The 22,677-nt window shown below is 40.0% G+C and carries 17 protein-coding genes; 12 read left to right on the top strand and 5 right to left on the bottom strand.

Annotated features, from left to right (window positions below; translation table 11 throughout):
• Positions 1-23 precede the first annotated feature (23 nt).
• Entirely contained in the window at positions 24-1,178 is a 1,155-nt protein-coding gene (locus A6E04_RS01915; RefSeq protein ID WP_023602955.1) for an aminotransferase-like domain-containing protein, read from the bottom strand.
• 113 nt (positions 1,179-1,291) lie between these two features.
• Here A6E04_RS01915 and A6E04_RS01910 point away from each other — a divergent pair, with 113 nt between their 5' ends.
• Positions 1,292-2,161, top strand: a complete 870-nt coding sequence (locus A6E04_RS01910; RefSeq protein ID WP_065609614.1) for an AraC family transcriptional regulator — start codon at positions 1,292-1,294, stop codon at positions 2,159-2,161.
• Here the strand turns inward: A6E04_RS01910 and A6E04_RS01905 are convergent.
• Complete coding sequence (locus A6E04_RS01905; protein ID WP_017021942.1) at positions 2,148-2,999, bottom strand: EamA family transporter; 852 nt, start codon at positions 2,997-2,999, stop codon at positions 2,148-2,150. The two genes, A6E04_RS01910 and A6E04_RS01905, sit on opposite strands and share 14 nt — an antisense overlap.
• A gap of 142 nt (positions 3,000-3,141) precedes the next feature.
• On the opposite strand from A6E04_RS01905, the gene A6E04_RS01900 reads away from it, so the two are divergent.
• Positions 3,142-3,762 carry a DsbA family protein gene (locus A6E04_RS01900; RefSeq protein WP_017021941.1) on the top strand — a complete coding sequence of 207 codons (621 nt, stop codon included), beginning with the start codon at positions 3,142-3,144 and terminating at the stop codon, positions 3,760-3,762.
• A 41-nt stretch (positions 3,763-3,803) separates the two neighbouring features.
• Positions 3,804-4,664 (top strand): glutathione-dependent disulfide-bond oxidoreductase, encoded by an 861-nt coding sequence (gene yghU / locus A6E04_RS01895; protein WP_065609613.1) that lies wholly within the window; start codon positions 3,804-3,806, stop codon positions 4,662-4,664.
• Positions 4,665-4,764: 100 nt separating this feature from the next.
• On the opposite strand, the gene A6E04_RS01890 is transcribed toward yghU, so the two are convergent.
• Entirely contained in the window at positions 4,765-5,949 is a 1,185-nt protein-coding gene (locus tag A6E04_RS01890; RefSeq protein ID WP_065609611.1) for a putative manganese transporter, read from the bottom strand.
• Between the two features lie 346 nt (positions 5,950-6,295).
• Between A6E04_RS01890 and astB the strand changes: the two genes are divergently transcribed.
• From astB to A6E04_RS01875, 3 genes are all read left to right on the top strand, one after another.
• Positions 6,296-7,630, top strand: coding sequence for an N-succinylarginine dihydrolase (gene astB, locus A6E04_RS01885; protein ID WP_065609609.1), 1,335 nt, complete (start codon positions 6,296-6,298; stop codon positions 7,628-7,630).
• A 604-nt stretch (positions 7,631-8,234) separates the two neighbouring features.
• Entirely contained in the window at positions 8,235-10,379 is a 2,145-nt protein-coding gene (locus tag A6E04_RS01880) for an LruC domain-containing protein (protein WP_065609607.1), read from the top strand.
• Positions 10,380-10,390: 11 nt separating this feature from the next.
• Complete coding sequence (locus A6E04_RS01875) at positions 10,391-10,885, top strand: hypothetical protein (RefSeq protein ID WP_017021936.1); 495 nt, start codon at positions 10,391-10,393, stop codon at positions 10,883-10,885.
• 54 nt (positions 10,886-10,939) lie between these two features.
• Here the strand turns inward: A6E04_RS01875 and A6E04_RS01870 are convergent, their stop codons facing one another.
• Entirely contained in the window at positions 10,940-12,130 is a 1,191-nt protein-coding gene (locus A6E04_RS01870; RefSeq protein ID WP_065609605.1) for a leucine-rich repeat-containing protein kinase family protein, read from the bottom strand.
• A 330-nt stretch (positions 12,131-12,460) separates the two neighbouring features.
• On the opposite strand from A6E04_RS01870, the gene A6E04_RS01865 reads away from it, so the two are divergent.
• The 6 genes from A6E04_RS01865 (at position 12,461) to A6E04_RS01840 (ending at position 21,171) form a co-directional block, all read left to right on the top strand.
• Positions 12,461-13,351 carry a LysR family transcriptional regulator gene (locus tag A6E04_RS01865; RefSeq protein ID WP_065609603.1) on the top strand — a complete coding sequence of 297 codons (891 nt, stop codon included), beginning with the start codon at positions 12,461-12,463 and terminating at the stop codon, positions 13,349-13,351.
• Positions 13,352-13,436: 85 nt separating this feature from the next.
• Positions 13,437-14,531 carry an efflux RND transporter periplasmic adaptor subunit gene (locus A6E04_RS01860; RefSeq protein WP_065609601.1) on the top strand — a complete coding sequence of 365 codons (1,095 nt, stop codon included), beginning with the start codon at positions 13,437-13,439 and terminating at the stop codon, positions 14,529-14,531.
• Positions 14,532-14,540: 9 nt separating this feature from the next.
• Positions 14,541-17,636 carry an efflux RND transporter permease subunit gene (locus A6E04_RS01855; protein ID WP_065609599.1) on the top strand — a complete coding sequence of 1,032 codons (3,096 nt, stop codon included), beginning with the start codon at positions 14,541-14,543 and terminating at the stop codon, positions 17,634-17,636.
• The gene (locus A6E04_RS01850; RefSeq protein WP_083198873.1) at positions 17,623-19,104 is read left to right on the top strand and encodes an efflux transporter outer membrane subunit; all 1,482 of its coding nucleotides are present in this window, start codon (positions 17,623-17,625) and stop codon (positions 19,102-19,104) included. Before A6E04_RS01855 ends, A6E04_RS01850 begins: the two co-directional genes overlap by 14 nt.
• A 145-nt stretch (positions 19,105-19,249) precedes the next feature.
• Positions 19,250-20,428 (top strand): patatin-like phospholipase family protein, encoded by a 1,179-nt coding sequence (locus A6E04_RS01845; RefSeq protein WP_065609597.1) that lies wholly within the window; start codon positions 19,250-19,252, stop codon positions 20,426-20,428.
• Between the two features lie 215 nt (positions 20,429-20,643).
• Complete coding sequence (locus tag A6E04_RS01840) at positions 20,644-21,171, top strand: lipocalin family protein (protein ID WP_023602968.1); 528 nt, start codon at positions 20,644-20,646, stop codon at positions 21,169-21,171.
• Positions 21,172-21,249: 78 nt separating this feature from the next.
• Here the strand turns inward: A6E04_RS01840 and A6E04_RS01835 are convergent, their stop codons facing one another.
• Positions 21,250-22,554, bottom strand: coding sequence for a hypothetical protein (locus A6E04_RS01835; RefSeq protein WP_065609595.1), 1,305 nt, complete (start codon positions 22,552-22,554; stop codon positions 21,250-21,252).
• Between the last annotated feature and the right edge of the window lie 123 nt (positions 22,555-22,677).

Below are 22,677 nucleotides of genomic sequence, written 5' to 3'. Positions count from 1 at the left end.
TTGAGGTATTTATCAGATTAGCACTAATTCAATGTCTTGTTTAATACTTTAGCTAAGCGAGTTACGGCTTCAACCAATTCTTTTGGTTTTGCATTGGTGAAGTTTAATCGTAATGCCGCAGGGCTGTTTTCTGGATTTGGATAAAATACTGGGCTAGGTACAACCGCAACGCCATTGCCAATTAATGTTTTTGCTAACTCAAACGTGTCGCAATCTGGCAGAGATAGCCAAATGAACATGCCGCCATCTACGGGTTTAAGCTCGCAAGATGAAGGAAGTTGTTTTTTGAGTTCAGCAAACAGCACGTCATAACGTTCTTTGTATAACGTTTGAATTCTTTCCATGTGCTGTTCAAATTTTTCATGTTTAAGTAAACCAACAAGCAACGCTTGCATAGGCACGCTTGAGTGTAAATCAGCGCCTTGTTTCACTTTAATCAATGGTTCTAAGTAGCTTTTCTTGCCTGTAACTGCACCAATTCGTAAACCCGGAGAAGCAATCTTTGAGAATGAACGTAACACGATAGAATCTTGTGGGCAGAAAGTGGACACCATTGGAAGTGCTTCACCAGTAAATCGAAGTTCACGGTAAGGGGCATCTTCAATAAATGCAACCTTGTATTGAATACAAAGCTCAGCCACTTTTTTACGTGTTTCTAATGACCAACAAACCCCTGTTGGATTATGGAAATCAGGCACGGCGTAAAACATTTTTGGTGAATCTTGAATAAAGCATTGTTCTAGTTCTTCAAGGTTTGGGCCAAAATCCGTTTGAGAAACGGTCGCGATATTGGCTTGAACTAAACCAAACACTTGCATTGCACCAAGGTAACTAGGCGCTTCCATTACAACGGTATCATTTGGGTTTACATAAGCACGAGCGATAAGGTCTAAGCCTTGTTGAGAACCCGTACAAATCATAGGCATGTGTGTCTCTGGTAATTGGTAGGTCTCTGTTAGAAGCGCCAACAGAGGTCCATAACCTGCGGTTGCCCCGTATTGAAAGACTTCTGGCATATCAGACAGACTTTCTAAGGTTGGTTTCATCAAATCAATTGGGAACGTCTCTTGATCAGGTAATCCACCTGCTAATGAGATGACATTCTTGTCAGTGGCTGCGGCTAAGATCTCTCGGATGTAAGAAGATTGGATCTGTTGCAGTGAATAAGCGATTTCCATATGTGTTCCCATAATATTCAATTTATTTTTCTCTCTTGATAGTACAAGGCGTTGCTTAACTATGTTTGTCCGTTTATGCTTATAAATATGTCCATTTATGCTATTTTTAATTAATGAGCCAACAACACATATCCAGAATTAATGATGTCTTGTTTTATATTCATCAAGATATCAGCCAAGAACTTGCCGTAAAAGAGCTTGCGGATGTGGCTGCGTATTCAGAGCAGCATTTTCATCGCATCTTTAAACAAGTGGTTGGGGAGTCTATTCATCAGTATATTCGTCGAACACGCATGGAATATGCAGCAAATCAGTTAATGTTTGACACCACTTCTACCGTGCTCGATATTGCGAATACCTGTGGTTTTAGTTCACTGTCTTCATTCAGTCGTGCATTTAAAGCCACGTTTGATATGTCTCCGGGAGAGTGGCGTAAGCATGATTTACAAATATCAGATAAGCCGTATTTAAAAGATCCAGAAATTGCAGCAGGGTACTTGGCGGTTGCTGATAGAGATTTACCGCCGCCTAAAATTATTGAAGTCCCCGAGTTATTAGCCGCCTATGTTCGACATGACGGTTATAACCGCTCTATCAGAAACGCGTGGTTAATACTTAAAGCGTGGGCGAATTCAGAGAACCGAGACTTCTCGACCCAATTTGGTTTGCATCATTCAAACCCTGCGTGGGTCGATTTGAATAAGTGTCGTTATGTTGCTTGTATTGCAATAGATAAACCGCTGAAATACCGAGGTGTTGTAAACCAAATGGTGATCCCCGGTGGTTTGCATGCGGTGTTTCGTTTGCATGGCGTGTATGGGCAATTATTGCCACAGATCAGTACGGTATTAGAGAAGTGGTTGCCAGCGTCAGGCTTTAAACTGAGATCGACACCAGCGTTTGTTCGTTATCATCAAAATCATTTTCTTAATGAAAACGAACAATTTGAATTGGATTTTCATCTGCCTATTAGCTTTTATTGATGACTTCTTTAGGTGTTGATTTTCGGGTTTTAATACTTGAAACCATAATCGAGAGTATCACAAGAATAAGCGCGTATTTTTGGCCGTTTGAGATTGGTTCATGGTAAATCCATACCGCTAAGGCAAGATGAAACGTCGGCTCAATATACTGTAATAGGCTGATCTTACTTAAGGGGGTTTTTAGTAACGACACACTGAGCAATAAAATGGGAATGAGTTGCAAGGGTGCTGTTCCCATTAATTTTCCCCAATCCATCAAAGCAATATCAGATGAATGAGTAGTGATGTACCACAACGCCAGTGGAGCAAAGACGATATGCTCAAAGAAAATGCCCCCAAAGGTATTCAGTTTGATCAATTTCTTGGTGGCAATGTAACTAGCAAAAAAGAGTGAAATTCCCAAACTCAATAGCGGTAATTGTTTATCTAAAAGAACATAAGTCACAATCGCGAGCACCATTAAAACTAACGCCATTTTTTGAGGTAATTTAATCGTCTCTTTGAAGAACATAAATCCCATAAAAAAGACCAATACTGGCGTAATATAAAACGCCAATGAGGCAGCCATAATGTTATTAATGGTAGTGGCATATACAAAACCTACCCACGATAAATTCATGAATATACCAGCGACAGCAGCCAGCGCGATGTTCTTTTTTGTGCATTGGCTGCGATCAAGCAATGTTGGTTTTATGAATAAGATAATCATCAAAATAGCGGCAGACCAAAAGATTCGATTTGCCAATATTAACGCGGGATCAATGTTGCCTATTTGATGAAAATAGATAGGGACTAAACCCCAAATAACAAAAGCCAACGAACCAAAAAATGTATACATAGCCAACCTTTGTATTAATAAATGAACACAAGCTCAACAGTGAGAGATGCGATTCTATTCTGTTATGCAGAACTTTGCTATTAGGTAATGCATCCCATATGATGAAATGGTTAAAGGAATAAAAAAATAAGGGAATAAGGATATGTCGACAAACAAAGCAATACTTTACTACGTGTATGATCCAATGTGTTCGTGGTGTTGGGGTTACAAACCAATATGGGAAAAAATTAAGCAAACGATCTCAAAGGATGTTGATATCGTTTATGTGCTCGGTGGATTAGCGCCTGATTCAGATGAACCGATGCCACAAGAGATGCAAACGCAAATTGCGTCATATTGGCAAAAAATAGAAAATTATTTAGGTACTACGTTTAATCATGATTTTTGGGCGCAGAATACGCCTCGTCGTTCAACATACCCTTCTTGTCGAGCCATTCTTGCCGCTCGCTCTCAAGGTGCAGAGCAGGCAATGCTTGAGTCAATTCAACACGCTTATTACTTAAATGCCAAAAATCCAAGTGATAATGAGGTGCTTATTGAGTGCGCTAGAAACATTGGTTTAAACGTTGCACAATTTGAATCGGCGTTATTTTCTCCTGAAGTCCATCAAATGTTATTAGATGAGATCGCTTTTTCTCGCTCGATTGGTCGACGTGGTTTTCCGTCTTTGTTTTTAAAACAAGGAGAGGAGCTAACGGATCTTCCTATTGATTATGAAAAGTCAGAAGGAACCGTAGCATTATTAAAAAGTTGTCTATATTAAATAGTAACTCACTTGATCTCCTAAATGGATAAGGAATTATAATGACAAATGAATATACACCGCCACAAGTGTGGACGGTAGACGCTGAAAATGGCGGCCAATGGGCAAGCATTAATCGTGCTGATTCTGGTGCAAGACATGAGAAGGCGCTGCCTATTGGTGAACATGCATTACAGCTGTATTCCTTAGCTACTCCAAATGGACAAAAAGTAACCATCATGCTTGAGGAGCTTTTGGCTTTAGGTGTTGTTGACGCTGAATACGATGCGTATTTGATTAATATCGGAGAAGGTAATCAATTCTCATCAGGCTTTGTCGATATTAATCCGAATTCAAAGATCCCAGCGTTGGTTGATCATTCGGTCGATCCTGAACTTCATGTGTTTGAATCAGGGGCTATTTTACTTTATTTAGCCGATAAATTTGGTCATTTTTTACCAAAAGACATTGCGGCACGTACCGAAGTCATGAACTGGCTGTTTTGGTTGCAAGGATCTGCCCCTTATCTTGGTGGTGGCTTTGGGCATTTTTACGCATATGCACCAGAGAAGTTCGAATACCCAATTAACCGTTTTACGATGGAAACTAAACGTCAATTGGATGTACTTGATAAGCAATTGGCAAAGAATAAGTTTATTGCGGGAGACGAATACAGCATTGCTGATATCGCGATTTGGCCATGGTACGGCAATCTCGTGCTTGGCAATATTTACGATGCGGCCGAGTTTTTAGATGTAGAAAGCTATGTGCATGTTGTTGAATGGGCAAAAACGATTTCAGAGCGTAAGGCAGTACAGAGAGGGAAAATTGTTAATCGTTCTTGGGGTGAAGAATGGGAGCAAGTACCAGAGCGTCATTCTGCTGAAGATATTGATATGGTATTAAAAAAGCAACCTAAGTAATTGTATTTATAAATTATCTATTTGAAAAAAGGCGACAGTATTATACTGCCGCCTTTCTTTTATTCGCTATAGTTCGCTTTATGATATTAAGGTCTACGGGTTACATTTCAAATAAGAAGTAGTAACCATAACCAACCACAAAGGCAGGGACTGCTGAGTAGAAGGTCGCGACCATTGCCGCTTTTGGTGCTAATGCAATCGCTGGGAAAAGTGCATCGCCATCATTTGAAATTGCATTTGAAAGCTGTGCAGACATCGGCATTGCGCCAGATAGATACAGACTAGTGACTAATATCTGAGGACCACAGCCCGGTAATAAACCAATCGCTAAACCAATTAAAGGCATCCACATACCGTAACCTAAGAATACGGTGTGTAAATCGACACCTGAGAAATAGGTAGTCAGTTCAAAAACTAAGAAAGCGACAATCACCCAAGCAGAGACAAAGTTAGTGTCTTGTGCCGCTTTTTGAATCGGATGAGAAGTCACACATTTATTGTCTTCAGAAACCGTTGATTGATAGTCACTGATCTCTTTGGTTAATGACCATAACAACATACTACCAATGGCTAACGCAGCTCCAATCCACTCAATCGTGTGCTCAGGAACATGAAGTAATTGGTTAATATCGACTTGGAAAGAGCCTAACACCGCAACGACAGTCGCAGGAACTAATACCCACTTCCAAAATGCACCTTGTAGATTAATAGCTTTAACTTGTAAGCAAGGAATATCACGTTTAGGTTCTACAATTTCTTTCGCTTCTGGACGTAAGAAGTCGTCTTTATGCAAGGCGTTTACAATAATGCCAGATACGGCACCCACAACCACACCTAACGCCATCACACCAAACCCGATTTTAGGTTGTGCTGCAATCAATAAGAAAGCCGCATCACCCATGGTAGCCGTTAGAACAGCAACCACTGACCCAAAGCCTACTTTGCCACTAATGTATTGAGTGGTAACAACGATGGCGCCGCCACAGCCCGGTAATGCACCAAGTAAAGAAGAGAAAACAACTTGGTTGGTGCGAGATTTATTATATAAAGCCGTAATGCGGTTGGTTTTACCCATAATGTTAGATAGGTAATGATAAATGACCAACGTGAACGCCACATAAGTAGAAACTGCCCAAAATGCATCAGAAAGAGTAGTGACAGTAATGGTGCGTGTTGTTTCCGCCGCGACTAACGCGAGTAATGTAATAGGCAATAATAGACGCTTATGTTGCAGTGAGAACTGCGAAAACGAGAACGATTGTGAAAATGAATTAGTAGTCATCATAATTATAAAGCCATCAGTAAATGCGAATGATTATTAGTATATGCAAATGAGAATTATTATCAACTATCATTTTGATAGGAAATACCTATGAATATATTAATTTTATTACTGTTCTTTAAGTAGAAGAAAAAGCTGCATAGTTATTTAATTGCAGAGAATAGTTAATTAAAAGCGAGTAAATGTTAAATAAAAGTTGTGATTGTGCGCTTGTTTGATGAGATTAAATGCTACTGAATGAATTAGATTTGCTAGTATCTTGATCAACAAAACTCAATAGAGTGAATTAGACGATTACTTTTATTATAGGTAAGCCAAGAAAAAACGCAGAACAATGATGAGGGAATATATGAAAGCAGTTGAAGCGAATTTTGATGGTCTTGTTGGGCCAACGCATAACTACAGTGGTTTATCGGTTGGAAATATTGCCTCTAAAAATAATAAATCTGGTGCCTCCAATCCAAAACAAGCGGTGAAGCAAGGCTTAGAAAAGATGAAAGCTTTGCATGATATGGGGTTTGTTCAAGGGGTATTAGCACCTCAAGAACGCCCTGATATTGCTACGCTACGTCGTTTGGGTTTTTCTGGGTCAGACGCTAATGTATTGCAACAATCACATCAATATTCTCCTCAGTTACTCGCGGCTTGTAGCTCGGCATCAAGTATGTGGACAGCAAACGCCGCGACAGTATCCCCAAGCTCTGATACGGCGGATGGAAAAATTCACTTTACACCTGCAAACCTCATTAATAAATTTCATCGCTCAATTGAAGATGAAGTGACAGGCAATATTCTAAAAGCCACGTTCGCAGATGAAAAACACTTCTCACATCACGAAGCCTTGCCACACAGTGATTACTTTGGTGATGAAGGCGCAGCGAACCATACGCGTTTTTGTAATGAGTACGGTGAGCAAGGTGTCGAGTTTTTTGTTTTTGGTAAGAGTGCATTTAATGACCGTTACCCTGCACCTAAAAAATACCCTGCGCGACAAACACTGGAAGCCAGTGAAGCGATAGCAAGAACACACGGTTTGCGTGATAAATTTACTGTGTTTGCACAACAAAACCCTGATGTTATCGACCAAGGGGTTTTCCATAATGATGTTATTGCTGTCGGTAATAAGAATACGTTATTTTGTCATCAACAAGCGTTTTTGAATCAAGAACAAGTGAAGTCTGATTTAAGTGCTTCTTATGGTTCTGGCTTTAATGTTATTGAGGTGCTAACTGATGAAGTCTCTCTTCAAGATGCCGTAGAAACGTATTTGTTCAATAGCCAATTAGTAACAAAGTCGGATGGTAAAACCTTGATCATTCTTCCACAACATTGTCGTGAGAACCCAAGAGTGTGGGCTTATTTAAACGAGCTTGTGGAGCAAAAACGTGGCATTGATGAGTTACATACCTTTGATTTAAAACAGAGTATGCAAAATGGGGGGGGGCCAGCTTGCCTTCGTTTACGTGTCGTATTGAATGAAGCAGAGCAGAAGGCTGTAAACCAACAGACATTAATGAATGATATGTTATTTTCAACGTTGAATGCGTGGGCAGATAAACACTATCGTGATCGCATTGAAGACAACGATCTTGCGGATCCTCAATTGCTATTAGAATCTCGTGCAGCATTAGATGAGTTAACGCAGATCATGCAACTTGGTTCAGTGTATCCGTTCCAAAAATAACATTACGTAAGTTTTTAAAATACGGTAATGGCTTCGATTTTCTATCAAATCGAAGCCATTTTTATTTCGTATTGATAGAAAATGCACGTGTGTTAACGTTGTTAATGACGATGGAAACTCACTTCAATGTTATCTTTTTCATCGTGTTGATAGAGAGCAAGTTGCCATGATTTTTGTGCGTCAGTGGTTTTTTTACTGACAATAAACGCAGAATGTAATTTGGTATTGCTGATGATAGCGTGTTGGTATTCATGGCTTAACTCTTCGGTAATATAGACGCGAGCTTAAATTACGCTGTTTACATTGTAAATCCCAGTTATATGGTCGTTTCTCTAATTAATGTTGACCCTCAATTGTTACGTAATATGGAAGCACTCGTACTTATTGAGTTTAGTTTTAAGTTCAGCTCGTGAAGATTTACGTCAGGTATAGATTAAATTATAGACAATATAACTAAAATGTTATCAGTTTGATTCTCAAAAAGAATATTAATGCTTATCATATTGAGAATTGTAATATAAATTCTTTTAGAATCAGTTGGTTGATATAATGGTACAGACTATGCATCACCTCATTATAGACAAAGTATAAATGAGGGAACATTATGAAGCCAAGTTATTCAATACCCTATATTGCTGCATTAAGTATCGCGTCAGGGTTTAGTACTCACTTAGAAGCCGCCATTCCATTTACTTCCTGCCCGAGCCAAGCGTTTATGGTGCAGAATCCTTCTGGTACCCCTGTAGCCTATGGCATAAGCCTTGATGTAGGTAGTTATAATACGTTGTCTTGGAAAGTAGGTGAGGGGAAAATTAATGGGATAGGCTACAACGTTCATGATGATTATATCTACGGATGGGATTATGGTGCGCAAACGCTTACTCAAATAGGTTCTGACTTCATTTCAACCCCTTTGTCTGTTTCTAATCTGCAGGTTGGTCCAACTTCATTCTATGTAGGTGATGTCTCTACCATTGAAAATGGATGGTATGGCTATCGAGTCAATAAAGGTTTTTTTCGAATTGACCTCGATACGTTAGAGATGACTAAAGTAGCTAGTTCAGCTACGGTTGGTAATCTTCGTATTCTAGATATGGCTTTCCACCCAGATGACGGCATCATTTACAGTGTCGATAATTACGGCTATCTGTATAAAATCGATCCAAGTACGGGCGGTAGTACCAAGCTAAATCAAGTTATCAGTAGTAGCAGTGTTGGTCATAGTTTGTCATTTGGAGCACAGTATTTTGATGTGGATGGAAACCTTTATCTTAGTAACAACGGGAATGGTTATATTTACATCGTCAGTATAAATGATTCAAATTCTAGCTCGGCTTTTTTTGCTTATGGTCCATCAAGTAATTCAAATGATGGAGCACGTTGTGCGTTTGCGCCTGTAGGACAAAATGAAAACAGTGATTTTGGTGATGCACCGGATACCTATGGCACATTGTATGATTCTTTTGGTGCTCGTCATGCGATTTCAGGTTTAAAATTAGGGGCGATAGTTGATGGAGAAAGCGAAGCGTATGCGTACCCACTTTCTGATGACTCGTCCGATTTAAGTAATGATGACGATGGTATCTCTTTTCCTGTTCCGCTTGAAATTGAAGAAACAAGTTTCATTTACGCAGAGGTTGATGGGGCCGATGGAGAAGGAGTACTTAGTGCTTGGATTGACTGGGATCAAGACGGTGAATTTAATGACGATGAAATCATCTTGAACAGTGAATGGGTTGATGATGGGCAGAATCAGCTTTACTTTGAGGTTCCGAGTTGGGCGCTTAGTGGGGATACTTGGGCTCGATTTCGTTTAAGTCATTCTTATGATATTGGCCCAAATGGAGGGGTGAGTGCGGGTGAAGTTGAGGATTATCCCGTAACCGTTACCGATCAAGGGGTTTCTGTTGAGCTTTATCCAGCAGGCTCTGGGTATACAACGTTCGCTTATGAAGATCAATATCCAAAGGTGGGTGACTACGATATGAATGACGTACTTATGAATGTTAAGTACACGGAGTTTAGTCACAATAATAAAGTGATACAGCTTAAAATTGAAGGTAAAATCGCCGCTCTTGGTGGCATTTACCACTCAGGTTTTGCGATTCGTTTGCCCGGTATCAGCCCAAGTAAAATAAAGTCTCGTTCGGTTAAATTATTCATCGATGGTGAGTTGCAAAATGTAGACGTACTCGAAAGTGGCACTTTAGATGCGGTACTTATTGTTCATGAAGATCTCTGGTCATTTACCGAATCAGGAGAAGATGATGGTTGTACTATGTTCCGTACTGAATCAGGGTGTGGTACTGATCATCGCCCAAATTGGTCTTTAATTATTCCATTGGCGATACCTATTCCCCAAGCACAGATGCCGGACTTCCCTTACGACCCATTTATTTTTGCTACACCTGGTTATTATTATGGTGAATATGGGCTGCAAGTGAGTGGTGGGCATCCTGGACGTAACGTAGAAGTACACCTTAAAAATCAAATGCCAACGTCAAAATTTGATAATGGATACATTGGGAAAAGTGACGATGCGACAAACGCAGGGAATGGTACGTACTTCCACACCAGTAACGGCCTTCCATGGGCGATTGAAATTCCATTAGATTGGAAACACCCAATAGAATCTGTCAGCATTCTAGAGGCTTATCCACAATTTGCTGATTTTGCTCAAGATGCAACAGGACAAACCGCTCCAGATTGGTATGTGAATCCCACGGCTAGTAATATCTATATAGATTAAGGAGAAATGTTATGAATGGTATAACAAACAAAGTGAATCGCTTATTTTTAATATTTATCCTTAGCCTTCTTGCTGCATGTAATAGTGAGAGTGGCGGTTCTGGAGGACAGGGAGGAACAAATCCATCTGGGTCTTCACCGTCTGAAACACCTACACCTTCTACTTCTCCTATGTCGGTTTTTGATTTAGAAATTGGTGCAGAGAACAGCCTTCATTCTGTCTATAATCTTGATATTGACGTGGATATTTCGGAGACATCGACCAAACGAGCATTTATCTCTATCTGTGATAACAGTATAGCGAAAGGGGATTTATCTAAAGTAGACTTTGATATGTGTTTACTTAAAGGAAATTTAAACGAAGGAGTGGGTGAGTTTGAACTTCGTGTCGCGAATCATTGTGAAGAATTAATTACCATTATTTGGATTATGGAAAAAGACCGGGAGCCTCTAATTTATACGTTGTCTCACAATAATCAAAAAGAGAGTTATTGGTTAATTAATTAAACGGTTGAGTAACCAGATAAAAACAGCCCTTAACTGTAAGGGCTGTTTTTATGATTACTTAACGCAAACACTCATTAAATCGTCTACAAAGTAATTCAGAGCGCGTTCTTCAATGGTTCTGATTTTCTGTTGTTGTGAATCAGTCAGCATGTGATACATACTTGCTGCGCCAAAATCACCAAAGATAATATTCGCCTCTTCATCAAACAACGTGTTATGTGCGTATAAATCCCCATGGCAGACTTGGTTATCATGCAGGTGTTCAAACACGTTACGCATTTCTGCAATCATCTTATTGATGTGTTCTAACGACAAGCTAAACCCTTCAGGGAAAGTATCACGAGTACAGCTTTCTAAACTTGGTGGTAAACCTAGATTCTTATAATGAGCAGGGATCAATGACATGATTAATGCTAAATAGTTATCTTCATTCACTTGAGCTAAAGATTGCACTACGCTTGGGTGATTGCCCACTTTTAAGCACGCTTGTAATTCATCTTCTGGGTAGCCATCACTCGTTACTTCGCCTTTAAAGACTTTAACAGCAATGTCTTGTGGGAAATCCGTTTGTTCGTTATTCCAATGTGCTTTAGAAATCACGCCAGAAGCACCTTGCCCGAGTACTTTTTCTAATGTGTAGCTTGCCGAGTTTACGCTAGGTACTGATTTTACTTTTAAATCCGATTTACAGAATGGATTACCCGCAAATGCAAACCACGCCAGTTTTGGTAAATCCAACAATTGCTCTGGGCATTCGGTTAATTGGTTGGCCGAAATACGAAGTAATTCAAGGTTGTATAACTGAGATAAGTTACTTGGTAATGTTGTTAGCTTATTGCCAGCTAGGGCGAGCTTTTGCATTAAGTGGCAATTACCCAGAGAGTTTGGCAATGCTTCAATTTGGTTGTCGGTTAAGATTAACCAACGCAATTTTGTTGGAAACGCGTTTTCAGGGACGTCACTAATTTGGCATGATTTAAAGCCAACCATTTCTAGGTTTTCACAGTGTGCAAGTACCTTAGGAAATTCAGTAAACGGGTTGTTTGATGCAAAGAATATTTTCAATTTAGGTAATTGGGTGATTTCTTTTGGTAGCGTCGTTAATTGATTATTCGATAAATCTAAGATTTCTAATGAATCAGAAAGAGACAAAATCTCAAGGGGGAACGTTGTTAAGTTCTCGCTTAATTGAAGTCGAGTAATGCCTTGTAACTCACCGGATTGTAACTGCGCTAATGTATGCAAACTTGTCTACCTATCTTTTTTCATGCGAACTACGTAAAGTAGCACTAAAAATATAGCGTTAATTGTACGGTTTTTAAGATGGTAAATCTAATATAACTAATCAGCGGCGATCTCTATAACCATCAAAATTCTTGTGGCGTTTATCTCTTTACCTGCCTCTATATCTTATGGATCTTTAGGTTTCTGGTTAATTGCCATTGCTTATACAAAGCATAACAAATTTGTTATATAGCTCTCAGTCGTTGCTATTTCATTATTCCTCTTATAAAAGCGACTAGAATTGTCACAATATTTATGACACAGTCGGTGCTTGCTCATTGAGGACTAGAGATGAAAGTTGAAGATTTAACCTTATTTACCGTGGTTGTTAAGCTTGGCAGTTTTACTGCGGCGGCTAATGCCTTGGATCTACCAAGAGGGAACGTAAGCCGTAGAATAAGTGAGTTAGAACAGCATTTAGGTGTTTCGTTATTTTTTCGTACTACTCGACAATTATCTCTGACGCAACATGGTGAGGCTTATCATCAAAAATTATTGAAAGCGTTAGAGGCGCTAGAACAAGCCAATGATGCGGCTCAACAAATATCTGATTCTCCGAAGGGTAAAATCAAATTTGGTTTACTTCCAGAAAGTAATGGCCCGCTGCAAGACATTATCTTTTCATTTCAAGATAAGTACCCAGACATTGAGTTGGATATTCGTATTATTAATAATGGTTTTCTAGACATGTACCCACAAGGATTAGATTTGGCGGTACATGGAGGGGAATTACACAACAGTAATATTATTGCGAGAAAAATATTTGGATTGAAACGAATTTTAGTCGCAAGCCCTGAGTATCTCGCGCTGAATCCGAATATAAATAAAATACAAGATATTGAAAACTGCGATTGTGTTTGTTATCGCTGGCCAAATGGTGAAATAGAAAACCAATGGCATTTGAATGATGAACATCTACAGGTCGGGACTAAATTAACCAGTAACAGCATTGGTTTTGTGAAAAACTCCATTATTCATGGGCGTGGAATTGGCTTTTTACCGCCAATGCTTATTGGGGATGAAATACGAAATGGGCAGCTCATTCATATTTTGCCAGATTATTGTTCTGCAAATGAGGATGTTTGGTTACTGTCACCTGAAAAAAAAGGGATATCCCGAGTCACTCGATTATTGATTGACCATTTATTAATCGAAATGCCGAAGCTTGTATCATTGTCCTGAATCTTGAGACAGTGTTTGTCGCGTTTACTGGCTTATCTCACTCCTTTATATCTATACACTGACTCTAAAATCTTAGGAGTCAGTGATGAAAAAACAACAATTAATAAGTGTATTAGCGTTATCTAGCGTAGCGTTGGTTGGCTGTAACCAAACTCAGTCTTTGGTGGTAGAAAAAACACCTCGTCCAATTGAAGTTGTAGAATTAAGCACACAACAAACTCATAGCATTAAACAATTTTCTGGTACGTTACAAGCCAGTGAGACTGCGGAGTTGTCATTCCGTGTTCCTGGCACAATTCATCAAATCTTAGTACAAGAAGGCCAACGTATTTCTAAAGGGGATGTGATTGCGCGGTTAGACCCACACGATTACACAATATCAGTATTAGAAATAGAGGCGCGATTAAGTGAAGCCAAAGCCGCACATCAATTAGCAAAATCAGAATACCTTCGAGTAAAACAAGCGACGCAAGATGATGCAATAGCAAAAGTGAACCTTGATCGCGCATTAAGCGGCTACAAACGCAGTGCTGCAATGGTAAAAGTGGTGAAACAAAACCTAATCAGAGCAAACGATGCGTTAGGCTATACCGAGTTAAAAGCCCCATTTGATGGCGTGATCTCGAATCAAAAATTTGAACAGTTTGAACAAGCGATTCCGGGGATCAGCGTATTTACCTTACACCAACCAAACCAGTTAGAAGCGGTGATTGATGTACCTGAAAACCTCGCGCATTTATTCCAAGAAAATCAAAGTGCCAATATCAGTTGGTATCAAGAAAAACAGATTTACAGTGCCTCATTAAAAGAGGTCGGAACGCAACCTCATCCTATTAAGCAAACCTACCGAGTCACTTTTCAATTAGATGGCTTTGATGTGTCAGAAAAGCCAGCTTATTTACTTCCGGGTAAAGCCGTAAAAGTGTCGGTTCCTTTTGCTTATTCAAATAATGCATATTGCTTGCCTTATTCTGCGCTTATTGGCCAAAAAGGTGAACAAAGAGTCTTATTGGCGAATGACAGTGAAATTGAAAGCAGACACGTAGAACTGGCTTCATTAGATGCAAACCAAGCGTGTATTAATACGGGACTAATGGTTGGCGATAAAGTGGTGGTTACGGGTGCTGATTATCTAAAAGACGGTGACCCTGTTGGTCAACTGCGCTTTGTTACTCAATAGGAGGTTATGATGAATTTAGCTGAATTTGCCATAAGACAACGAACCTTCGTTATTTTCTTTACCGTGTTGTGTGTGATAGCGGGTGGGTTATCGTATTTTAAATTGGGTAAATTAGAAGACCCAAGCTTTACGGTAAAAAGTGCCGTGGTTGTCACGCTATATCCTGGCGCTTCTGCTGAAGAAGTTGAACAGCAAGTGACAGACAAAGTTGAAACCAAATTACAAGAAATGGGATCGCTTTGGAAATTACGATCGCTGTCTAAACCGGGTATGTCGATGGTGTTTATTGATTTGAAGGAATCGATTTCATCAACGCAATTACCTCAAGAATGGGATTTATTACGCCGTAAAGTTTCGGATGTGAAGCTTGGTTTACCGGCCACAGCACAGATCAGTATTGTGCAAGATGAATTTTCTGAAGTGTACGGCATGCTTTTCTCTGTTTATGGAGAAGATACGTCACCTGCCGATTTACGTTTATACGCGAAAGAATTACAACGTCGCTTAAAAACCGTCGATGGGATTAAAAAAATTGAGCTACATGGCGTTCAAAACCAAGTAGTGAATATTGATATTACCGATGAGCGCTTAGCGGCTTACGGCTTATCTACCATTCAAGTATTAAACCAATTAAATAGCCAAAACATGGTGTTCGATGCAGGCAGTATGGCAGCAGGTCATGAACGTATTCGTATTGATCAAAGTAGCTCATTTCAATCGCTGCAAGATATTCAAAATTTCACCCTAAAAGGGGGGATAAGTGAGCTAGGTACAGGACTTATCCGATTGCAAGATGTTGCAGATGTATCAATGGGTTATCAAACACCTGCGTTATCTCTAAGTCGCTATAATGGCATAGACGCAGTGACGTTAGCGGTGAGCCCAGTGAGTGGCATTAACGTAGTGAGTTTAGGGTCAAGCATTGATGAAGTGATTGCTGAGTATCAATCAACATTGCCTGTTGGCGTTGAAATTGGGGTTGTTGCTTTTCAGCCCGATGAAGTACAAAAATCGATTGATAATTTCGTTTTAAACCTATTAGAAAGTGTGCTGATTGTTGTCGTCGTATTGTGGATCTTTATGGGATTCAAAAGCGCGACCATTGTTGGAACCAGTTTGCTCGTCACGATCTTACTAACGCTTATTTATATGTACTTAGCGAGTATTGATTTACAGCGAGTATCATTAGGCACCTTTATTTTAGCTCTGGGTATGTTGGTTGATAACGCCATTGTTATTACCGATATGTACACCTCAAAAGTAAAAAGTGGCATTGAAAAAACCAAAGCCGCGACCGATTGTATTCAGGAAACAGCATTGCCATTATTAGGGGCAACGTTCATTGCCATTATGGGCGCTAGCCCTGTGTTATTCTCACAAACCGATGCGGCTGAGTTTGCCGGGTCTGTGTTTAAAATCATGTGTTCATCGTTGCTGCTTTCATGGCTTGTTGCAATGACCATTACGCCACTGATGTGTTGGTTATGGCTAAAACCAGAAGTGGGCAGTGAAGAGATCGTGAAGCCAAGTCGTTTTAAAAAGGTGATAGGTTGGACAGTCGATAATCCTAAAAAAGCATTGTCTGCGGTGGTTCCGTTGCTGTTAATGACGGCCGTAGTTATCCCTCAAATCTCGGTTAACTTTATGCCAAGTTCGGATCGTCCTGTTGTATTCCTTGATTATTGGTTGCCAAATGGCGTTAAAATTGAAGAAACCTCAAAAGACATGAAGCGTATAGAAGCGTGGTTATTAGAACAACCTGAAGTGGATTTAATCTCAACCTATGTGGGCGCAAGTGCTCCTCGATTCTCAGTGACGGTAGAGCCAGAACCGTTTGACCCAAGTTATGGTCAAATAGTGATTAATACGGCTGATTATGACGCAATTAAACCGTTAATTAAACGTGGTGATGCGTGGTTAGAGAGTGAATTCCCTCAAGCTGAACCAAGATTCCGTTCATTGAAACTGGCAACGAAAGATAAGTTCAGCATTGAAGCGCGATTTACAGGGCCAGATCCAGATGTATTACGTGGATTGTCTCAAGAAGCTCAAGCGATTTTTAACGAGAACCCATACACCAAGTACGTGCGTGATGATTGGCGTCAAACCAGTAAAGTATTAGTACCCATCATTAACCAAGAACAGGCGCGTCGTGCGGGGATTAATCGTGCTGATATTGCAATGACATTAAAACGCTCGTCAGATGGCATGATTTTAGGGGCAATGCAGCAAGGTGATGAGTTAATTCCATTACTATTAAAAAGCCCTGAATCAAGCATGGCATCATTAGAAACAATCCCAGTAAAATCATTGTTAGGTATTCATTCTGTACCGTTAGGGCAAGTTGTTGATGGCTTTGAATTGAAAAATGAAGAAAGCATGATTTGGCGACGTGATCGTGTGCCATCAATCACGGCGCAAGCGGCGATTACAGAAAAAACCGCAGCGCAAGTACGCTCACAAGTGCTCGAAGAGATTGAAGCGATTCAATTGCCTTATGGCTACACATTCGAGTGGGGTGGAGAATATTATGATGAACATCGCTCAATCATGGATACCTTCTCACAACTGCCAAAAGCACTGATCTTTATGGTGATTATTTTGGTGGCCATGTTTAACGGCTTTAAGCAGCCTGTGATTATTTTAACCACGGTGCCTTTGGCGGCGACGGGGGCAAGTTTAAGTCTGTTGTTATTTGATAAGCCTTTCGGTTACATGGCATTAATTGGTGCAGTAGCGCTGTCTGGCATGATAGTGAAAAACGGCATTGTATTGATGGACCAAATTGAACTAGAACGTAAGCAGGGCAAGTTATTAGATGTTGCGATTAAAGACGCAACGCTAAACAGAACCATGGCGATTTCATTAGGTGCATTAACCACGGCATTAGGCATGATCCCATTATTATCAGATAGATTATTCGACCAAATGGCAGCAACCATTATTGGTGGCCTTGCTGCGGCAACGTTCTTATCACTGCTAGCAATGCCTGCAATGTATAAATTGTTCTATAAAAATGATCGCTCAAATAACGATGTAAATGTGGAAATGGCGTCAATCAAAAATGAACTTAACATGAAGGGTATTAGTCATGAAAATGCATAAAGTATCGACAATAACAAAAGCGTTATTCTTGGCTGGTATGCTGACAGGTTGTAGCATGACGCCAGATTATACTCCGCCAGAAATGACGATGAGCGAAGCCTATACGCAGATTGAAGGCGTAAATGGTTCACAAACATTATCAAGTGATCAAGCGTGGTGGAAAGGGTTTAATGACCCAATATTGAACCAGTTGGTTGCAGACGCACAACAGCAGAACATTCCGTTACGAATTGCTTCTGAGCGCATTAAAATGGCCCAGTCTTATCATGAAATGGTGTCGTCATTTAAAGTGCCAACCGTTAGCCTTGGTGCTGGGTATGTCAATTATCAAATCAGTGAAAATGATCCTTTATTAGGCGCTGCGGTTTCGCCTATTGGAGTACCTGCTGCGGCTCAACCTCTTGTTGGTTCTAGCGTGACATTAATGGACCAACAGCAAGATGGCTTTGGTGTTGGGGCTACTATTGCTTGGGAAATGGATTTATTTGGTCGTATTGATAGCCAAGCAGATGCCGCTGAAATAAGAAAAGAACAAGTCGAGATTTACCGTAGTGGGTTAAATACCTTGGTAACGGCTGATGTGATAAGTAATTATTTGCAATATCGCGGCGCAATAGAGCGTAAAGCGATTGCAATGGGAACGATTGAAGATCAAAAAAGCACGTTGAAACTGGTGAGAAAAGTGGTTGATAACGGTTATGGCTCAGAGCTTGATATTTCTCAGGCAAGCGCCATGCTGGCGGCGACAGAGGCGATTATTCCTCAATTAGACATTGCAGCGAATATTCACAAGCAGCGACTGGCTATTTTGTTAGGTCAACGCACCAGTTCACTCGATTTAGGTGAGGAGAACCCTGAACAGGTTACGCCTGAATTAACGGGGATTATTCCTCTCGGATTACCGTCAGATTTATTGCAGCGTCGTCCTGATGTTCGCATGGCAGAGCGAGAAATTGCTGCAACGAATGAAGAGTTAGGTGCCGCTATTGCCAGCCGTTATCCAAAACTGTTTTTAACGGGTACGCCAGGATTAGTTGCAGGAGATTTTGATGATTTATTTAACAGTGGTTCATTTGGTTGGATGGCAAGTGCAGGCGTAAGTTGGACGGTATTTGATGGTGGTCGAGGAGAGGCAATGGTCGATATTCAAGAAGCGCGTCTTGAAACGTCCGTTCTTACTTATCAACACGCGGTAAATGGCGCCTTTGCAGAAGTAGAAACGTTGCTGTTTGCTTATGGTAACAGCCAGAAATACCAAGCAAGCATTACCGAAGCACAGCAACAAACAGAGACCGCGTTAAGCAAAGCCAATGCTTTATACAATGCAGGCTTGATTGATTATCTGTCGGTATTAGATGCACAACGACAACATAATATGATGAAAGACAGAGTAGTGGCCGCTAAGTTACAAACGGCGCAATCAGTGGTGGGGTTACACAAAGCTCTGGGTGGAGAGTGGGAGATTTAGTGTCACATAGTAAATGACTTACACCGTGAACGTTCATTGATAGTTCACGGTGAGAGTGGCCTCAAATTACCACGTTATTACTGCTATTAAAGTACCGTTTCTTATGTACTTCATTACGTGTTTTCAACATAAAGAGAATGAATTTATGTCCATTATTTCGATACTTAGGCAATGGCCTTTTATTATTTTATGTACCACATCCTTAATTGGTTGTTCAGCTAGCGCTCCTTTCACCGCCGTTCCAAGTGAACAAAGCGATCAGGTTTATCCTTTAGGAAAAGACAATTTACGCTACTGGGGTGACAGCAGTGATCTGTTTTTTGATGAAGTGTACTTATCTCATTTCCAACAAGAAAAAGACGATCATCATTATTTAGCGTTATCTGGTGGTGGCGCAAATGGGGCTTATGGTGCAGGCATTTTAACCGCATGGAGCGAGATGGGTGGAAGACCCGACTTTGATATTGTGACGGGGGTAAGTACAGGGGCATTAATCGCGGTGTTTGCGTATTTAGGAGAAGACTATGATGATGAACTCACCGAATTTTATACCACAACAGAAACTGACGATATTTTTATTACCAAACGTATATTCAATATGCTAAGCGGAACGGCATTGTTAGACAGTTCGCCACTTGAAAACACAATAAGAGAAACCGTCACAACAGAATTGCTCGATAAAGTGGCTGAATATAATGCTCAAGGTCGCTTGTTGTTGATAGGTACAACCGATTTAGGCAGCCAGCGATTGTCGATCTGGAACATGGGAGAGATTGCAGCGTTAAAATCTGACGAGAGCCAGCGTTTATTTGAAGACATTATTTTAGCGTCAGCGTCCATTCCTGGAGCGTTTCCAGCGGTGCGGATTAATGTGGAAGGAAAAGACGACACTTACCAAGAGCTTCATGTTGATGGAGGAGTAACAAGACAAGTTTTTTTAATCTCTGATTCTTTATCAGTAGTGAATAACCAAAATAAGAATCATCATATTTATGTAATAAGAAATGGGGAGTTTGAGCCTAAGGTCGATGATCCAGAATTGAATTTAAATTACGTTGCTTCACGCTCATTATCTACGTTAATTAAGTATCAAGGTCGAGGAGATGTCATGCGAATTTATAACTTGGCGCAGCGCTCAAACATTGATTTCTATTTTAGTCACATGGAAAGTGATATGGCATTGGAGGTAGAGCAAGACCCTGATCAGCCGTTTGATTCTACTTACATGCAGCACTTGTATAAATATGGGTATGAACAGACTTTAATTGGTAACGTTTGGGATGATAAACCACCCCAATTTAATACCTTCTCGGTTGATCTTTAAGGTTCTGACTTAATGCATTAAACATGTGATGTTGAATTAGGTTCTATTGATGCTATTGGTAGTGAAAGCGTTCGTTTAACCGCGGCAACATCATATTTACAGGCAATGTTTATGGATGGCGTTAAATAGGTGTGATAAAAATAATCGTGGTAAGTGATCTTTTTACACGGACTGTTCGTAATAATAAAGAGATAAAGTTAATGGAGTTAACAATGATAAAGAAGATAACAAAATTTGGTGTTATAGGCGCAACGTTGATGATGCTAAGTGGTTGTTTAGGGATGCCAAAAGACGTTCAGCCTATTTCAGGGTTTGATCTTAATCGCTACCTTGGAGAATGGTACGAAATTGCGAGATTGGATCATTCGTTTGAGCGTGGGTTAAGTCAAGTTAGTGCGACTTACAGCGTGAACGATGACGGCTCGGTTAAGGTTATTAATAAGGGATTTTCGGCAGAAGATAACGAATGGAGCGAAGCGCTTGGCAAAGCTAAATTTGTTAATCAACCAGATGAAGGCTATTTAAAAGTGTCTTTCTTTGGTCCTTTTTATGGTTCATACGTTATTTTTGAGTTAGACAAAGAAAACTATGAATATGCATTTGTGTCGGGGCCTGATTTAGATTATTTATGGCTACTATCAAGAAATAAAGATCTTGATCCTAAAGTGATTGAGCGTTTTAAAGATACGGCAAAATCATTAGGGTTTGATACTGATAAATTGATCATCGTTGACCAAAAATAGAGGAAGACGAGACAGTTAATAAATGAAAAGGCACTCATAAAAGTGCCTTTTTATCAATTTACACGCTTCTTTCAACCATTACTGAAGTTTGAAAAAATCAAAACCAGATAAGTTTTCTGCGAGTTTCGGTTCGGTTAACACTTTATCGTGCTCAAAATCGTATTTAACAAATCGAACGCCATTTGATTGATGATCATCGTATTGATTACCATCGGGTCGGAGTAAAATTAGGATTTTATCGCCTTCAAAGTAGTTTGATGCTGCGGTTATTTCACCTGCGTATTCTTGCAATGCAGAATTCTCCATTTCTTCTAAAGAGTCGATATTTAGAATATTTCCCTCTTCTGTTATCGCCATCCCGATCGTATCATCACTTGGGTGATGAAATGCCGCGACGAATTTTTGATTTATGTTTTTAAAAGAGGCGTCAGATGAGTAAGGCTTAGTTGTTATTTCAACATCCTGCTTCAGATTGTAGGTGAAGAAATGCATTCTGTTTTGTGATTCAGAGTAATAGCCAGCCGAGATAAAAGTGGCGTAATCTTTTAACCCTGGGTAATAGTCAATGATACTTCTTGGCCCAGTAACGAGACCGTCGGCATCGGCAATAATGAAGGTATCACCAGTGATTTTTCCGAAACCTGCATTGTCGTTATCGTACCAACCTGCACTATTTATTGTTTGGGATAAACTCTCAGCAATGTAGCCGGGATCAGGAAGATCTTTCAATTTACTTAGCGGTAAAAGTGTTGGGACAATCGTTGACCAATCAAAAGCTTGCGCAAAGTTAATTTTTTCTTTCTTAGGTACGAGTGAATTAAACAGCTCTCCTGCAAACCACGCACAATTTCCATAGAGTGTGTATCGGCCTCCATTCCAATCTTTTCCAATATTAAAAAACAACTTGGCTATTTCTTTGCTCTCTACATATAGCGCTTCTTGTTTATCATTCATTTCCTGTTTAATCTGCTCATGATCTTTATCTTCAATATGCACACATTTTTGAAAGCTGAATTCTCGGGTTTCTTGGTTACCATCACTGCCAAAACCGTATCCATCGGCTTTGATTTTTCCATTGTCATCTTTATAAAAAAGATCAATCCAGGTATGACCAACCGCTCCTGAATCTGCCCAAGCCACCATTCGTTTTAGTAATTCAGCGGTAGTATCATCAGGATAGTCGGTCTGAAATTGTTGGTAGGTTTCAAGCAATGGAATTCGTTGAGCTTTTCTATTAATTCGAATACAGAGTTGGGGATAATCGATGTTCTTATCCCCCTTTAGCTCTACGCGGTGTCCGTTCATATACTGTCCTGCATTTACTGCTCCGGTATACAGTGCAAGAGTCACTAAGGCGGATGTCGCCGTAATCATTCGTTTCATGCGTTGCTCCTTATGTTATTAATCATCTTTATTATGATATTTAATAATGTAGAGCCGCTCTATATACACCATGTTCAAAGTGCTGCTAATTCCGCATTTATGAAATGCCGAATTATAATGGAC

It is taken from the genome of Aliivibrio logei (genome assembly GCF_001691055.1).
In the GTDB taxonomy this organism is placed as follows: Bacteria; Pseudomonadota; Gammaproteobacteria; order Enterobacterales; family Vibrionaceae; genus Aliivibrio; species Aliivibrio salmonicida.
Note: the sequence above shows the minus strand (reverse complement) of the source record. Positions and strands in the feature narration are given on the sequence as shown.

What these genes read in the sequence shown, in the direction of transcription:
- A6E04_RS01875 (WP_017021936.1), top strand. Translation starts at nt 10,391, where the DNA reads ATGAATGGTATAACAAACAAAGTGAATCGCTTATTTTTAATATTTATC.
- A6E04_RS01905 (WP_017021942.1), bottom strand. Translation starts at nt 2,999, where the DNA reads ATGTATACATTTTTTGGTTCGTTGGCTTTTGTTATTTGGGGTTTAGTC.
- A6E04_RS01850 (WP_083198873.1), top strand. Translation starts at nt 17,623, where the DNA reads ATGAAAATGCATAAAGTATCGACAATAACAAAAGCGTTATTCTTGGCT.
- A6E04_RS01855 (WP_065609599.1), top strand. Translation starts at nt 14,541, where the DNA reads ATGAATTTAGCTGAATTTGCCATAAGACAACGAACCTTCGTTATTTTC.
- yghU (WP_065609613.1), top strand. Translation starts at nt 3,804, where the DNA reads ATGACAAATGAATATACACCGCCACAAGTGTGGACGGTAGACGCTGAA.
- A6E04_RS01880 (WP_065609607.1), top strand. Translation starts at nt 8,235, where the DNA reads ATGAAGCCAAGTTATTCAATACCCTATATTGCTGCATTAAGTATCGCG.
- A6E04_RS01890 (WP_065609611.1), bottom strand. Translation starts at nt 5,949, where the DNA reads ATGATGACTACTAATTCATTTTCACAATCGTTCTCGTTTTCGCAGTTC.
- A6E04_RS01845 (WP_065609597.1), top strand. Translation starts at nt 19,250, where the DNA reads ATGTCCATTATTTCGATACTTAGGCAATGGCCTTTTATTATTTTATGT.
- A6E04_RS01835 (WP_065609595.1), bottom strand. Translation starts at nt 22,554, where the DNA reads ATGAAACGAATGATTACGGCGACATCCGCCTTAGTGACTCTTGCACTG.
- A6E04_RS01915 (WP_023602955.1), bottom strand. Translation starts at nt 1,178, where the DNA reads ATGGAAATCGCTTATTCACTGCAACAGATCCAATCTTCTTACATCCGA.
- A6E04_RS01900 (WP_017021941.1), top strand. Translation starts at nt 3,142, where the DNA reads ATGTCGACAAACAAAGCAATACTTTACTACGTGTATGATCCAATGTGT.
- A6E04_RS01860 (WP_065609601.1), top strand. Translation starts at nt 13,437, where the DNA reads ATGAAAAAACAACAATTAATAAGTGTATTAGCGTTATCTAGCGTAGCG.
- A6E04_RS01910 (WP_065609614.1), top strand. Translation starts at nt 1,292, where the DNA reads ATGAGCCAACAACACATATCCAGAATTAATGATGTCTTGTTTTATATT.
- A6E04_RS01865 (WP_065609603.1), top strand. Translation starts at nt 12,461, where the DNA reads ATGAAAGTTGAAGATTTAACCTTATTTACCGTGGTTGTTAAGCTTGGC.
- astB (WP_065609609.1), top strand. Translation starts at nt 6,296, where the DNA reads ATGAAAGCAGTTGAAGCGAATTTTGATGGTCTTGTTGGGCCAACGCAT.